This is a genomic window from Morganella psychrotolerans, assembly GCF_001676155.1.
Classification (GTDB): domain Bacteria; phylum Pseudomonadota; class Gammaproteobacteria; order Enterobacterales; family Enterobacteriaceae; genus Morganella; species Morganella psychrotolerans.
Genome location: NZ_LZEW01000034.1, coordinates 61,104 through 75,465, shown reverse-complemented (window position 1 = coordinate 75,465; position 14,362 = coordinate 61,104). Strand labels below are relative to the sequence as shown.

Below are 14,362 nucleotides of genomic sequence, written 5' to 3'. Positions count from 1 at the left end.
AGAGTGAGAGGGATATCCCGATTTAAAACAAATTCACTTTCATTAATTAACAGTTGTGTTTTATTTTTAACAACACGATCACATGAGCAGTACACATCGTTATGCCTCTTCCCAAAAAAGGAGTTGTTTATGCGCAAGTTACTTTTGTCGGTACTTATCACCAGTGCCGCACTCGCCAGTGCCGCCGTTTCTGCCGAAGAGTTAACCGGTACACTAAAAAAAAATCAATGATAACGGTGTCATTGTCGTCGGTCACCGGGAATCATCCGTTCCCTTCTCTTATTATGATAATCAGCAAAATGTGGTCGGGTATTCCCAGGATTACTCCAACAATATTGTTGATGCCATTAAGAAAACACTGAACAAACCGGATCTTCAGGTAAAACTGATCCCGATTACCTCACAAAACCGGATTCCGTTATTACAGAACGGTACGTTCGATTTTGAGTGCGGCTCCACCACCAACAACTTGGCCCGCCAGCAACAGGCTGCATTCTCCAACACCATTTTTGTCGTCGGCACCCGCCTGCTGGCCGGTAAAGATTCCGGTATCAAAGATTTTGCTGATCTCGCCGGTAAAAACGTGGTGGTTACCTCCGGTACGACCTCTGAAATGCTGCTGAATAAGCTCAATGATGAGAAACAGATGAAAATGCGCATTATCAGCGCCAAAGATCACGGGGATGCTTTCCGCACCCTGGAGTCCGGCCGTGCGGTTGCGTTTATGATGGATGATGCCCTGCTCGCCGGTGAGCGCGCCAAAGCGAAAAAATCGGATAACTGGGTGATTGTCGGCACACCTCAGTCCGAAGAAGCTTACGGCTGTATGCTGCGTAAAGATGATCCGCAGTTCAAAGCGCTGATCGACAAAACTGTCGCTGATGCACAGACTTCCGGTAAAGCTGAGAAATCCTATACCCGCTGGTTCAATGAGCCGATTCCGCCTAAAAATCTTAACCTGAAATTTGAATTATCCAATGAAATGAAAGGACTGTTCAAAGCACCGAACGATAAAGCCTTTGAATAATACGGCGTCCGCGCCGGATATGACGGGGGTTTGCCCCGTCCGGATTGCAGGACATAACCATACCCAACGTCATTCAGAATGCAGGCTTTCCGCAGTCAACGAACCTGCGTTTTGAATGAATAAGGGTATAAGACCGCTGCGCCCGCATGCCTTACCTGTTGCGGGCGCAGACGATAATACCGCTATCCGCCGGATGTAAATCCGCTGTCACCAAAGATTATTTTTCTTGTACAGGGAGTTCGTTCTTTTAACGGGAGCCGCGCTATGTCAGCTAACTGGGATTGGGGGATTTTTTTTTCAGCCCGCCCCCTTCGGCAATACCACCTACTTCGGCTGGATCCTGTCCGGTCTGAAAGTGACGGTAATGCTGTCAATTTGTGCCTGGATAATCGCCTTTCTGGTGGGGTCACTGTTCGGCATTTTGCGTACCGTACCGAACCGGTTTCTCTCTTCGCTCGGCACTATTTATGTGGAAATTTTCCGTAATGTGCCACTGATCGTTCAGTTTTTTACCTGGTATCTGGTTATTCCGGAGTTCCTGCCACCGGCTGCCCGCGACTGGTTCAAGATGGAGCTCGATCCGAATATCCAGTTCTTTATTTCCTCAATGCTTTGTCTGGGTCTGTTTACCGCTGCCCGCATGACGGAACAGGTGCGCGCCGCTATTCAGTCACTGCCGCGCGGTCAGAAAGCCGCCGGTCTTGCGGTGGGACTGACTCTGCCGCAGACCTACCGCTATGTTCTGCTGCCGAATGCTTACCGCGTGATTATTCCGCCGATGACATCGGAAATGCTGAATCTGGTAAAAAATTCAGCTATCGCCTCCACTATCGGGCTGGTTGATATGGCGGCACAGGCAGGAAAATTGCTCGATTACTCCGCCCGGGCGTATGAATCCTTTACCGCCATCACCCTCGCGTATGTCGGCATTAACGTCATTATTATGGTGGCAATGCATTTACTGGAAAAACGGGTGCGTCTGCCAGGGACAGGAGGTCACTGATGTATGAATTTGACTGGAGTTCCGTGATGCCGGGTATGCCGTTCCTGTTACAGGGGCTGGCTATCACCGCTAAAATAACCATCACCGCCATTGTTATCGGGATCCTCTGGGGAACCGTGCTGGCGATGATGCGTCTTTCTTCTGTAAAAGCAATCAGATGGATGGCCGCTCTCTATGTGAATGCCTTCCGTTCCGTGCCGCTGGTGATGGTGCTGCTGTGGTTTTATCTGATTGTGCCTAACTTAGTCCAAAATGTTCTTGGCATATCACCAAAAACAGATATCCGTCTGATCTCCGCTATGATAGCGTTCTCTTTGTTTGAAGCCGCCTATTATGCTGAAATCATCCGCGCAGGTATCCAGAGTGTTTCACAGGGACAAACCTCCGCTTCGCTGGCACTGGGAATGACCAAAATGCAAACCATGCGGCTGGTTGTTCTGCCCCAGGCATTCCGGGCAATGATCCCGCTGCTGCTGACCCAGGGTATTGTGTTGTTCCAGGATACCTCTCTGGTGTATGTCCTCAGTCTGACGGATTTCTTCCGTACCGCCAGCAATATCGGCGAGCGCGACGGAACACAAATAGAGATGGTGCTGTTTGCCGGTGCTGTGTACTTTATTATCAGTTTTGCGGCGTCAATGCTGGTTAATTATCTCAAGAAAAGGACTGTGTCATGATCTCCCTGAAAAATGTATCCAAATGGTACGGTCAGTTCCGTGTCTTAACCGACTGCTCGACCGATGTCAAAAAAGGGGAAGTGGTTGTCGTGTGCGGTCCATCCGGGTCCGGCAAATCCACACTGATAAAAACGGTTAATGGTCTGGAGCCGGTTCAGGAAGGCGAAATTTTTGTCGACGGCACACAGGTTAATAATAAACGGACGAATCTGGCAAAACTACGTTCAAAGGTCGGGATGGTCTTCCAGCATTTTGAACTGTTCCCCCACCTCTCTATTATTGAAAACCTGACACTGGCTCAGGTTAAAGTACTGAACCGCAACAAAGCTGCCGCAAAAGAGAAAGCACTGAAACTGCTGGAGCGCGTGGGGCTGACCAGCCATGCGGATAAGTTCCCGTCACAGCTCTCCGGCGGACAGCAGCAGCGTGTGGCGATTGCCCGCGCACTCTGTATGGATCCTGTTGCGATGCTGTTTGATGAACCCACATCTGCCCTTGATCCCGAAATGATCAATGAAGTGCTGGATGTTATGGTCGAACTCGCTCATGAAGGAATGACGATGATGGTCGTCACCCACGAAATGGGATTTGCCCGCAAAGTGGCGGATCGCGTGATTTTTATGGATGAAGGCAAGATCGTCGAAGACAGTAAAAAAGAGGATTTCTTTGTCAATCCGAAATCGGAGCGCGCCAAAGAGTTTCTCGCCAAAATTCTGCATTAATGTTCAGAACGGCCGGTTCCATACCGGCCTTTTTTTTTCCTTCACCGCACTTCCCCTGCTTTTTTCACCCCTTAACGAGCTTAACTGTTGTTCCCTCAGGGGCATATCGGCTATGCTAACGAGTCTGATATTAATAAAATCCTATATCCCAAGCTGAACGCGCGGCAGCATTGAATGCAGCACGTCCGGCAGTTACTCACCACAGGAATACCGGTGCCATGCAAGAACAATATCGTCCCGAAGACATAGAGCAACAAGTCCAGAGTCACTGGCAGGAAAAACAAACATTTAAAGTGACTGAAGATAACAGTAAAGAAAAATACTACTGTCTGTCTATGCTACCGTATCCTTCCGGACGACTACACATGGGCCACGTACGTAACTACACCCTGGGTGATGTGATGTCACGTTACCAGCGGATGCTGGGGAAAAACGTGTTACAGCCAATCGGCTGGGATGCGTTTGGTCTTCCGGCTGAAGGTGCGGCGGTAAAAAATAAAACCGCACCTGCTCCGTGGACTTACGCCAATATTGATTACATGAAAAACCAGTTGAAAAAACTGGGTTTTGCTTACGACTGGGATCGCGAAGTCACCACCTGTACGCCGGAATATTACCGCTGGGAACAGTGGTTCTTCACCAAACTGTTTGAAAAAGGGATGGCGTATAAAAAGACGTCTGCTGTCAACTGGTGCCCGCATGACCTGACAGTTCTTGCAAACGAACAGGTTATCGACGGCTGTTGCTGGCGCTGTGATACCCCGGTTGAGCGCAAAGAGATCCCGCAGTGGTTTATTAAAATCACCGCTTACGCGGAAGAACTGCTCAATGACCTCGATAAGCTGGATGAGTGGCCGGAGCAGGTCAAAACTATGCAGCGTAACTGGATTGGCCGCTCAGAAGGGGTGGAAATCACCTTTGATGTGGCTGACAGCGACGAAAAACTGAGTGTCTACACCACCCGTCCGGATACCTTTATGGGCGTGACTTACCTGGCTGTCGCCGCAGGTCATCCTCTGGCACAACAGGCTGCGGTGAATAATCCGGCACTGAAAGATTTCATTGATGAATGCCGTAATACCAAAGTGGCTGAAGCTGAAATGGCCACCATGGAGAAAAAAGGTGTCGCAACAGGTATGTTTGCTATCCATCCGCTGTCCGGCGAAAAAGTACCTGTCTGGGTCGCGAATTTTGTTCTGATGGAATACGGCACCGGTGCGGTCATGGCTGTTCCTGCCCACGACCAGCGCGACTGGGAATTTGCCCGTAAATACGATTTAGCTCTGAAAGCGGTTATCCTGGATGATAACGGCAATGTACCTGATTTAAGTGCTGCTGCTATGACCGGTAAAAATGCCCTGTTTAATTCAGGCGAATTTGATGGTCTGGATAATACCGCCGGGTTCAATGCGGTTGCTGACAAACTGGTTGCCCTGGGTGCCGGTCAGCGCAAAGTAAATTACCGCCTGCGCGACTGGGGGGTTTCCCGCCAGCGTTACTGGGGTGCGCCAATCCCGATGGCAACACTGGAAGACGGAACGGTAGTCCCGGTTCCGGAAGATCAGCTCCCGGTTATTCTGCCGGAAGATGTGGTTATGGATGGTATTACCAGCCCGATTAAAGCGGATCCTGAGTGGGCAAAAACCACCATCAATGGTCAGCCGGCGCTGCGTGAAACCGATACCTTTGATACCTTTATGGAATCCTCCTGGTATTACGCCCGTTACTGCTGCCCGGATTACGACAAAGGTATGCTGGACCCGGCTGCGGCAAACTACTGGCTGCCGGTCGATCAGTATATCGGTGGTATTGAACACGCCATTATGCACCTGATGTATTTCCGCTTCTTCCACAAGCTGATGCGCGATGCAGGTCTGGTTAATTCTGATGAACCGGCTAAACGACTGTTATGTCAGGGAATGGTACTGGCAGATTCATTCTACTATACCGATACCGATGGTCACCGCGTCTGGGTGTCTCCGGAAGATGCCATTCTTGAGCGTGATGATAAAAACCGGGTTATCAAAGCAACAGATAATGAAGGTCGTGAGCTGGTTTACACCGGCATGAGTAAAATGTCGAAATCGAAAAATAACGGCGTTGACCCTCAGATCATGGTCGAAAAATACGGTGCGGATACCGTCCGTCTGTTTATGATGTTTGCCGCACCACCGGAGCTGACACTGGAATGGCAGGAGTCCGGTGTGGAAGGCGCAAACCGCTTTATCCGCCGTGTCTGGCGTCTGGTGTTCGAGCACACGCAGAAAGGTAAAACAGCTACGCTGGATCTGACCACTCTGACTGCAGAGCAGAAAGATCTGCGCCGCGCGCTGCATAAAACCATCGCAAAAGTCAGTGATGATGCAGGCCGCCGTCAGCAGTTCAATACGGTTATCGCCGCGATTATGGAACTGATGAACAAATTGCTGCAGGCACCTCAGGAAACGGAGCAGGATCGCGCCCTGATGCAGGAAGCGCTGGATGCTATTATTCTGATGCTGTCCCCGATTATCCCGCACGCCGGTTTCACCCTGTGGAAAGCGCTGGGACATGAAACGGATGTGGATGATGCGCAGTGGCCGGTTGCCAGCGAAGACGCAATGATTGATGATACCAAACTGATTGTTATTCAGATCAACGGTAAAGTCCGCGGTCGTATCACTGTTGCCGCTGATGCGGTACAGGATGCAGTATTAGCGCAGGCGTCGGAAGAGCAGAATGTCGTGAAATACCTCGAAGGTGTGAGTATTCGCAAAGTCATTTATGTCCCGGGTAAATTACTGAACCTGGTTGTAGGTTAATTTAAGGAGATATCGTGCGACATCGCATTATGACGCTGTTGCTCGGGTTTGCGGTGCTGGTCACCGCAGGCTGCGGCTTCCAGCTGCGTGGTACCACGCAAATTCCGGCTGAATTACAGAAACTGCAAATCAGCACCGGTGATCCGTACGGCGCACAGACCCGTGCTATCCGCCAGCAATTACGGTTAAATAACGTGCAGATTATTGAAAGCGGTGACGCATCAATCCCTGTGCTGAAAATTATCAGCTCTTCTGAAGGCTCAGAAGAAACCGTCTCTGTTTTCCAGGATGGTAAAGCCGCTGAAAAAGAACTGGTCTATTTCCTTAATGCCCAGGTCATTATGCCGAACGGCTCAGTGTATCCGCTGAGTGTCCGCGTAGAACGTTCGTTCTTTGATAACCCGCTGGAAGCACTGGCTAAAGATGCGGAAAAAGACATGGTGCGTGACGAAATGCGCGAGCAGGCCGCCGCCCGTCTTATCCGTAAACTTCTGGTGATTCAGCCATCTGAGCAGCAAAAGCAGCATGAAAATGCGCAAGCGGCTGAGATTGTCACACCCAAAGCATGATAAAAGTTTCACCTGAGCAACTCATAACGCAGCTCCGTACGGGGCTGCGTGAACGTTATCTCCTCTGGGGTAACGAACCCTTATTACTTCAGGAATCCCGGGATGCTATCCGCCATGCGGCGCAGGAGCAGGGATTTGATGAGCACTACAGTTTTTCCCTCGAACAACATACTGACTGGGATGAGATTTTTTCTGTCTGCCGGTCACTCAGTCTGTTTGCCGGAAGGCAAACGCTGACGCTGTATCTGCCGGAAAATGGCGCAAACGCCGCCATGGGCGAACAGCTTCTGAAACTCGCAGGGCTGCTGCATCCTGATCTGCTGCTTATCCTGCGCGGTCATAAACTGACCAAAGCACAGGAAAACAGCGCCTGGTTTAAAGCCATATCGCAAGATGCTGCCTATATTACCTGTATGACACCGGAATTGAGCCGGCTGCCGCAGTGGGTAACCGCCAGGGCAGCACTGCTTGAGCTACAGCCGGATGAACAGGCCGTGCGCCTGCTCTGCTATTGCTATGAGGGAAATCTGCTGGCGCTCTCCCAGGCACTCTCGCGCCTGGCGCTTATTTACCCTGACGGAAAACTGACACTGCCCCGCGTGGAGTCAGCGGTCAATGATGCCGCGCATTTTACGCCATATCACTGGACGGATGCCCTGCTGGCAGGGAAAAGTAAGCGCGCCTGCCATATCCTGCAACAACTGCTGGCGGAAGACAGTGAACCTGTTATTTTGCTGCGCACCGTTCAGCGGGAAGTGATGCAATTACTGACCTTACAGCGGGAAAGCCGCCACCAGCCGCTGCGCACCTTATTTGATAAGCACCGTGTCTGGCAGAACCGCCGGACACTGCTCAGTGACGCACTGGCGCGGCTCTCTGCACAAACCTTGCAGGTCGCGATAACCCTGATCACCCGTATTGAAATCCGCCTTAAACAAGATTATGGTCAGCCTGTCGGGGATAATTTTCTGACACTGACACTGCTTCTGAGTGGTAAAGCACAGACAGGACAACTCCTCTATGATGAACAACGCGGATAACAGCATTCTCGCGCTTTATGGCGGAACATTTGACCCGGTCCATCAGGCGCATATCAATACCGTAAAAGCGATGGCCGCCGTTGCCGGACTGGAGCAGGTTATTTTACTGCCGAATAATGTCCCGCCGCACCGCCCGCAACCAAAGGCTGATGCACGTCAGCGTCTGATGATGGCAACACTGGCGGTACAGGGTGATCCGCTGTTCCGGGTGGACGATCGCGAGCTTCACCGGGATGCACTTTCGTATACTGTCGAAACCCTGCGTCAGTACCGGGCTGAGATTGGCCCGCAACAGTCGCTGGCATTTATCATCGGGCAGGATTCGTTACTCAGCATCGATACCTGGCATGAATGGGATAAAATCTTAACTTTGTGTCATCTGCTGGTGTGCAAACGCCCTGGTTATTCGCTGGATTTTCCGTCGGAAAGGCTGGCTGACTGGTTTGTGGAGCATCTGATTACCACACCGGAAAGCCTGCATCAGTCTCCGTGTGGTTATATTTTTCTGGCTGATACCCCACTGTTTCCTATTTCAGCCACGAATATCCGTGAGCGGCTGAAAAATGGCGAGGATTGCCGTGATCAGCTCGCCCCCGCCGTTCAGAATTATATCCTTACCCGGGGGCTTTACCGCTGACTACATCAGCTTGCCTGTTTTGTTTTCGCAATCACAATTTCGCGGATACACACATCCTGCGGCTGGTTGTATGCAAATTCAATGCAGTCTGCTATTTTTTCCGGTGCCAGTCCTGACTGAATGTCTTTTTTCCAGGTCTGGTAGTTCTGCTTAATTTCTTCATTTGTGGTGTGACTTAATAACGGTGTTTCAACCACACCCGGTGCAATAGTAATTAAACGGACATTAGCTGACGCAACTTCTTCGCGGATATTTTCTGTAATGGCATGAACCGCAAATTTAGTTCCGCAATAAACAGAATGATTCGGGAATGTTTTTCTTCCGGCAATCGAGCTGATATTAATAATCGTGCCCTCTTCCCGTTGTACCATGTCATGCAACACAACATTAATGCCTGTCAGCACACCGGTAATATTAACATCCACCATTTGCTGCCATTCACTGAAATCCTGGTCATACGGATTATCCAGCAACATGACACCCGCACAGTTAATTAATAAATCGGTTTTGCCATATAGCCCTTCCGCTTCAAGAATTGCGGCTTTCATTGCATTAAGATCTGTCACATCAACACGTTTGCACAGACTGTCAGGCAGATTAAAGCCCTCCAGAATCTGTTCACGGCGCGCCAGTAATAATACCGGATGCCCCGCCTGACTCATACGTTTTGCAACAGCTTCACCAATACCGGAACTCGCACCTGTAATAACGACTAATTTTTTCATTGTATTTACCTTGTTTGTATATACCCAACGTCATTCAGGATGCCGCCAACGAACCTGCCGTTTGAATGAATAAGGGTATAAATAAAATTTGCACAATTCTATCCCTTGCATTACATATAACAAGTAGGCAGATTTATTTCACAAAGTTACCTCAAGGTAACTAATAGGCAGCCAAATGAATAAAATTGAAGTAGTCAGTGAAATAGAAGTAACTCTCTCCGTTATCGGCGGAAAATATAAACCATTAATTTTAAACTTATTATCAGATAAAACCGTTCAGCGTTTCGGTGAAATACGGACTTACATCGCCAATATTTCACAAAAAACATTAACCAATCAATTACGCGAATTAGAAGCTGACGGATTGGTTACCCGGGAGATATTTGCCGAAGTACCGCCCCGCGTTGAATATACGATTACAGAAAAAGGCCGCTCACTGATCCCCATTCTGATGCTGATGTGTGACTGGGGATATAACAATATGGGTGACCGCTATACTCTGCTCAGACCTGAGTGTGACTGACCGCACTCATCTGCTGTCACCGGTTGTAACAGCGCCTGATCACACAAATAGCGGACATCATGGAGCTGTGCGTAATGCAGCAGCATCGCTTTTGCTGCCTCCGGCGAATCGGTTCCCTGCCGGTAAGCCAGGATCATGTCTGTCATCTGCTGTTTTTCTTCCGTTGTCAGCAAACGCTTAAAATAGCCCTGCATATGCATCAGTGCATTGGTCATATTAGCGCGGGTCGCCGGCTGTGAAAATGCACTCACTAATGACTGCGTCCAGGTTTCTGCTGTATCGCACAGCGCTGCCGGTGATAAGGTTCCCGCCTGAGCCAGTAAACGTCCTGTTGTTTTATATAACGCGGGAGAATATGCCATCAGTGCATATTTATAGCGGCTCTGGAGGCGGATAAGCGCTGCGGCGCGGACCGGAGGTTGCAGAGTCAGTGCCTCATCGTCCGGCAGTGACCATTTGCCGTCAGGAACGTCCCGGTATGTCATTTTCCATCTCCCTTGCCTGTAAAACATAATAATAGTACAAAACCGGGTGGTTTCTGTTTTTATGTCAGCACCTTTACTCATATTTCTTTAATCTTTACTTCTTTGTATTCCCCCGGTTCGCTGGTATTCTTGCCGTGCCGGTGACAACATCCGGGCGAGCCTCGCAAAATCGTCCCGTGTAACGTAAAATAGTGACTATTCTCCGGCACACAGTAACCCCGTATGCAGTGCATTGTACTGCCGGTAACATTTCCGGGGGGCCGTTTTTGTTATCCATTTATCCAGAATAAGGTGAACCTTTTGCAAGGCACAGAATTACTTGAGTTTATTATCGACAAACTTGAAGACTCCAAAGCACAGGATATTATTACTATTGATGTCCGCGGACAGTCCAGTGTCACAGACTACATGCTCATTTGTACCGGCACATCAAGCCGTCATCTGGCATCCGTGGCTGATAACCTGGTAACTGACTGCCGCCAGGCCGGTCTGATGCCACTCGGCGTGGAAGGTCAGGGTGTATCTGACTGGATCGTCGTCGACCTCGGTGAAGTCATCGTGCATGTTATGCAGGAAGAGAGCCGCCGTATGTACGAATTAGAGAAGCTCTGGAGCTAAGTTTTGAAGTTACAGCTCATTGCCGTCGGTACTAAAATGCCCGATTGGGTCGAAACCGGATTTCAGGATTATCTTCATCGTTTTCCGAAAGATATGCCATTTGAATTAACCGAAGTCCCGGCAGGGAAACGGGGAAAGAATGCCGATATCAAACGGATACTCGAGAGAGAAGGTGAATTAATGCTGGCGGCAGTGGGTAAAGGCAACCGGATTGTCACACTGGATATTCCCGGCGACCGCTGGGATACGCCACAACTGGCGGGACAACTGGAACGCTGGAAACAGGACGGGCGGAACATCAGCCTGCTTATCGGCGGGCCTGAAGGATTAGCGCCTGCCTGCAAAACTGCTGCGGAGCAGAGCTGGTCGCTCTCCCCGCTGACACTTCCTCACCCGCTCGTGCGTGTGCTGGTCGCAGAAAGTTTATACCGTGCATGGAGTATTACCGCTAACCATCCGTATCATAGGGAATAACACCGGTGCCCGGTTTTAACTCGCCCGACGGCGATAAGAAAAAACGCAAACAACGGATGGATTTCCGCGATTATTCTGCGGAATCGGCTCTGTTTATCCGCCGCGCCGTTGTGGTGTTTATCGGTATGATTGTTTTATCTGCCGTTCTGATTGCCAATCTTTATAATTTACAGATAAACCGCCATGAAGATTATCAGACCCGGTCAAATGATAACCGGATAAAACTCGTGCCTATTCCGCCGAGCCGGGGTCTTATCTATGATCGCAAAGGGACATTGCTTGCGCTTAACCGCACTATTTACCAACTGGAAATTGTGCCGGAAAAAGTCACTGACCTGCCGGCAGTACTGAATGAATTACGGGATATTGTCGACCTGACAGACGAGGATATCGCCAACTATGAAAAAGAGCGCAAACGCTCACGCCGCTTTACCTCTATTGCACTGAAAACCCCGCTGAACCAGATTGAGGTTGCACGGTTTTCTGTCAATCAGTACCGCTTTCCCGGACTGGAAATCAAAGGCTATCAGCGCCGCTTTTATCCGTATGGCTCTGCACTGACACATGTGATTGGTTATGTGGCAAAAATTAATGATAAAGATGTCGAACGTCTGGAAAAAGACGGCATTTTGCCTAACTATGCCGCGACTCATGATATCGGCAAGCTGGGAATCGAGCGCTATTATGAATCCGTGTTACACGGAAAAACCGGCTATGAGGAAGTGGAAGTCAACAGCCGCGGGCGCGTGATCCGCCAGTTGCATGAACAGGCACCGCAAGCCGGGAAAGATATCTATCTCACGGTTGATCTTGAGTTACAGATTTATATTGAAAAACTGCTGACCACCAGCCGTGCTGCCGTGGTTGTCAGTGATCCGCGTAACGGTGAAATTCTCGCCCTGGTCTCTAACCCGAGTTACGACCCGAACCTGTTTGTTAACGGAATTTCCGGACCGAATTACCGTGATTTACTCGGCAATCCGGATCGCCCGCTTATCAACCGCACCACTCAGGGGCTTTATCCGCCTGCATCAACCGTTAAACCCTTTATCTCTGTCGCCGCACTCAGCGAGAAAGTGATCACCCGCAATACAACTATCTTTGACCCCGGCTGGTGGCAATTGCCCGGCTCGGAAAAACGTTACCGCGACTGGAAACGCTATGGTCACGGCAATCTGAATGTTGTGAAAGCCATTGTTGAATCCGCGGATACCTTTTTCTATCAGGTGGCGTATGACATGGGTATCGATCGCCTCTCCGCCTGGATGACCCGCTTTGGTTATGGTGAGTATTCCGGTATTGACCTGATAGAAGAGTACAACGGGGTGATGCCGACCCGTGAATGGAAAGAGCGCCGCTATAAAAAACGGTGGTATCAGGGCGATACCATTCCGGTCGGGATTGGTCAGGGTTACTGGACATCCACCCCCATTCAGATGGCAAAAGCACTCAATATCCTGATTAATGACGGCGTGGTTAAAACACCGCATCTGTTACTGGGCACCAAAGAAGGTGACGGAATGCTGCCGTATGAACAAAAAACCAATACTGCCATCGCCGATATCCATTCCGGGTACTGGGAACTGGCAAAATCAGGTATGTACGGTGTTGCTAATGCCCCGAACGGCACAGGGCGGAAATTTTTTGCCGGAACGCCGTATAAAGCCGCAGCGAAATCCGGTACAGCGCAGGTATTCAGTTATGAAACCTACAATGCCAGCAAACTTGCCGAACGACTGCGTGACCATAAGCTGATGATCGCCTACGCACCTTATGATAACCCGACTGTTGCGGTTACTATCATTCTGGAAAACGGCGGAGCCGGTCCTGCAGTGGGAACATTAGTCCGCCAGATTCTGGATCACGTTCTGCTGGGGGATAACAATACTGACTTACCCGATGCGCCGCCTTCCCCGCCCGGCAGTGAAACTGAGTAATGCCCATGACTGAAAATCAACGCAAAGTATCCTTAATGACCCGCATGCACATCGACTTTCCGTTGTTTGTGCTGCTGATGATCCTGCTGGTCTACAGTGCCTTTGTCCTGTGGAGTGCCAGCGGTCTGGATCCGGAAATGATGGAGCGCCGCCTCGGACAGATTTTTACCGGTATTGTCGTCATGCTGATACTGGCACAGATCCCGCCCCGTGTGTATGAAACCTGGGCGCCGCATCTGTATATCGTCTGTGTTGTCCTGCTGGTGTTTGTGGATGTTTTCGGGCAGATAAGTAAAGGCGCACAGCGCTGGCTGGATCTGGGGATTATCCGCTTTCAGCCGTCAGAGATTGCAAAAATAGCGGTTCCGCTGATGGTTGCACGGTTTATGAATCGTGACCAGTGCCCGCCGACACTAAAAAATACCGCTATCGCCCTGCTGCTGGTGATTATACCGACACTGCTGGTTGCCGCACAGCCGGATCTGGGAACCTCGATTCTGGTTGCCGCTTCAGGGATTTTTGTGCTGTTTCTCGCCGGTATGAGCTGGCGGCTGATTGGTGTTGCCGTGCTCCTTCTTGCGGCCTTTATTCCGCTGCTCTGGTTTTTCCTGATGCACGATTACCAGCGCGGACGCGTGATGATGCTGCTGGATCCGGAAACCGATCCGCTCGGTGCCGGCTACCATATCATTCAGTCAAAAATCGCTATCGGCTCCGGCGGGCTCGCCGGGAAAGGCTGGCTGCTGGGGACACAATCCCAGCTGGAATTCCTGCCGGAACGCCACACTGACTTTATTTTTGCCGTACTCGCAGAAGAGTTAGGGCTGATTGGTGTCATATTCCTGCTGGTTATTTATCTTCTGATTATTATGCGCGGGCTTGTTATTGCAGCCCGGGCGCAAAACACCTTTGGCCGGGTTATGGTCGGTGGCCTGATGCTTATCTTTTTTGTGTATGTGTTTGTGAATATCGGAATGGTGAGCGGGATCCTGCCGGTGGTGGGGGTACCGCTGCCAATGATGAGTTACGGTGGTTCTGCCTTAATTGTATTAATGGCGGGGTTTGGTATTGTCATGTCAATTCATACGCACCGCAAGATGTTATCAAAAAGCTTATAATGAGGT

13 protein-coding genes and 2 pseudogenes are annotated in these 14,362 nt (G+C 50.1%); 13 read left to right on the top strand and 2 right to left on the bottom strand.

Annotated elements, in window-relative coordinates; translation table 11 throughout:
• Positions 1-129: 129 nt before the first annotated feature.
• The 8 genes and pseudogenes from AYY16_RS18575 to nadD all read left to right on the top strand — a co-directional run bounded on the left by AYY16_RS18575 (position 130) and on the right by nadD (position 8,476).
• Positions 130-1,027, top strand: a pseudogene (locus AYY16_RS18575) (glutamate/aspartate ABC transporter substrate-binding protein).
• A gap of 264 nt (positions 1,028-1,291) precedes the next feature.
• A pseudogene (locus AYY16_RS18570) lies at positions 1,292-2,030 on the top strand (amino acid ABC transporter permease).
• On the top strand, positions 2,030-2,707 hold the full coding sequence (gene gltK / locus AYY16_RS18565; RefSeq protein WP_067370175.1) for a glutamate/aspartate ABC transporter permease GltK: 678 nt from the start codon (positions 2,030-2,032) through the stop codon (positions 2,705-2,707). The pseudogene AYY16_RS18570 and the gene gltK overlap by 1 nt, the downstream one beginning before the upstream one ends.
• Positions 2,704-3,429, top strand: a complete 726-nt coding sequence (locus tag AYY16_RS18560) for an amino acid ABC transporter ATP-binding protein (protein ID WP_067370172.1) — start codon at positions 2,704-2,706, stop codon at positions 3,427-3,429. The genes gltK and AYY16_RS18560 overlap by 4 nt, the downstream gene beginning before the upstream one ends.
• Positions 3,430-3,647: 218 nt before the next feature.
• Positions 3,648-6,230: a leucine--tRNA ligase gene (gene leuS / locus AYY16_RS18555; RefSeq protein WP_067370169.1), complete on the top strand. Its 2,583-nt coding sequence runs from the start codon at positions 3,648-3,650 to the stop codon at positions 6,228-6,230.
• Between the two features lie 14 nt (positions 6,231-6,244).
• The gene (gene lptE / locus AYY16_RS18550; RefSeq protein ID WP_190973056.1) at positions 6,245-6,799 is read left to right on the top strand and encodes an LPS assembly lipoprotein LptE; all 555 of its coding nucleotides are present in this window, start codon (positions 6,245-6,247) and stop codon (positions 6,797-6,799) included.
• The gene (gene holA, locus AYY16_RS18545) at positions 6,796-7,839 is read left to right on the top strand and encodes a DNA polymerase III subunit delta (RefSeq protein ID WP_067370163.1); all 1,044 of its coding nucleotides are present in this window, start codon (positions 6,796-6,798) and stop codon (positions 7,837-7,839) included. Before lptE ends, holA begins: the two co-directional genes overlap by 4 nt.
• Positions 7,820-8,476, top strand: coding sequence for a nicotinate-nucleotide adenylyltransferase (nadD, locus tag AYY16_RS18540; RefSeq protein WP_067370161.1), 657 nt, complete (start codon positions 7,820-7,822; stop codon positions 8,474-8,476). Before holA ends, nadD begins: the two co-directional genes overlap by 20 nt.
• 5 nt (positions 8,477-8,481) lie before the next feature.
• Here the strand turns inward: nadD and AYY16_RS18535 are convergent, their stop codons facing one another.
• Complete coding sequence (locus AYY16_RS18535) at positions 8,482-9,201, bottom strand: SDR family oxidoreductase (protein WP_067370157.1); 720 nt, start codon at positions 9,199-9,201, stop codon at positions 8,482-8,484.
• Positions 9,202-9,376: 175 nt separating this feature from the next.
• Here AYY16_RS18535 and AYY16_RS18530 point away from each other — a divergent pair, with 175 nt between their 5' ends.
• Positions 9,377-9,724: a winged helix-turn-helix transcriptional regulator gene (locus tag AYY16_RS18530; RefSeq protein WP_067370154.1), complete on the top strand. Its 348-nt coding sequence runs from the start codon at positions 9,377-9,379 to the stop codon at positions 9,722-9,724.
• Here AYY16_RS18530 and AYY16_RS18525 read toward each other — a convergent pair.
• A complete protein-coding gene (locus AYY16_RS18525) occupies positions 9,694-10,209 on the bottom strand; it encodes a DUF1722 domain-containing protein (RefSeq protein WP_067370356.1) in 516 nt (171 codons plus the stop codon). The two genes, AYY16_RS18530 and AYY16_RS18525, sit on opposite strands and share 31 nt — an antisense overlap.
• Positions 10,210-10,500: 291 nt before the next feature.
• Between AYY16_RS18525 and rsfS the strand changes: the two genes are divergently transcribed.
• The 4 genes from rsfS to mrdB are packed head-to-tail and all read left to right on the top strand — an operon-like array spanning position 10,501 to position 14,356.
• Positions 10,501-10,827 carry a ribosome silencing factor gene (rsfS, locus tag AYY16_RS18520; protein WP_082970817.1) on the top strand — a complete coding sequence of 109 codons (327 nt, stop codon included), beginning with the start codon at positions 10,501-10,503 and terminating at the stop codon, positions 10,825-10,827.
• 3 nt (positions 10,828-10,830) lie between these two features.
• Positions 10,831-11,301: a 23S rRNA (pseudouridine(1915)-N(3))-methyltransferase RlmH gene (gene rlmH / locus AYY16_RS18515; protein ID WP_067370152.1), complete on the top strand. Its 471-nt coding sequence runs from the start codon at positions 10,831-10,833 to the stop codon at positions 11,299-11,301.
• 56 nt (positions 11,302-11,357) lie between these two features.
• Positions 11,358-13,238, top strand: a complete 1,881-nt coding sequence (gene mrdA, locus AYY16_RS18510; RefSeq protein ID WP_067370149.1) for a peptidoglycan DD-transpeptidase MrdA — start codon at positions 11,358-11,360, stop codon at positions 13,236-13,238.
• Positions 13,239-13,243: 5 nt separating this feature from the next.
• Positions 13,244-14,356 carry a peptidoglycan glycosyltransferase MrdB gene (gene mrdB / locus AYY16_RS18505; RefSeq protein WP_067370348.1) on the top strand — a complete coding sequence of 371 codons (1,113 nt, stop codon included), beginning with the start codon at positions 13,244-13,246 and terminating at the stop codon, positions 14,354-14,356.
• Positions 14,357-14,362: the final 6 nt, after the last annotated feature.

Coding starts and splice junctions, on each gene's coding strand:
- mrdB (WP_067370348.1), top strand. CDS start 13,244: ATGACTGAAAATCAACGCAAAGTATCCTTAATGACCCGCATGCACATC.
- AYY16_RS18560 (WP_067370172.1), top strand. CDS start 2,704: ATGATCTCCCTGAAAAATGTATCCAAATGGTACGGTCAGTTCCGTGTC.
- AYY16_RS18525 (WP_067370356.1), bottom strand. CDS start 10,209: ATGACATACCGGGACGTTCCTGACGGCAAATGGTCACTGCCGGACGAT.
- holA (WP_067370163.1), top strand. CDS start 6,796: ATGATAAAAGTTTCACCTGAGCAACTCATAACGCAGCTCCGTACGGGG.
- AYY16_RS18535 (WP_067370157.1), bottom strand. CDS start 9,201: ATGAAAAAATTAGTCGTTATTACAGGTGCGAGTTCCGGTATTGGTGAA.
- mrdA (WP_067370149.1), top strand. CDS start 11,358: ATGGATTTCCGCGATTATTCTGCGGAATCGGCTCTGTTTATCCGCCGC.
- gltK (WP_067370175.1), top strand. CDS start 2,030: ATGTATGAATTTGACTGGAGTTCCGTGATGCCGGGTATGCCGTTCCTG.
- AYY16_RS18530 (WP_067370154.1), top strand. CDS start 9,377: ATGAATAAAATTGAAGTAGTCAGTGAAATAGAAGTAACTCTCTCCGTT.
- nadD (WP_067370161.1), top strand. CDS start 7,820: ATGATGAACAACGCGGATAACAGCATTCTCGCGCTTTATGGCGGAACA.
- leuS (WP_067370169.1), top strand. CDS start 3,648: ATGCAAGAACAATATCGTCCCGAAGACATAGAGCAACAAGTCCAGAGT.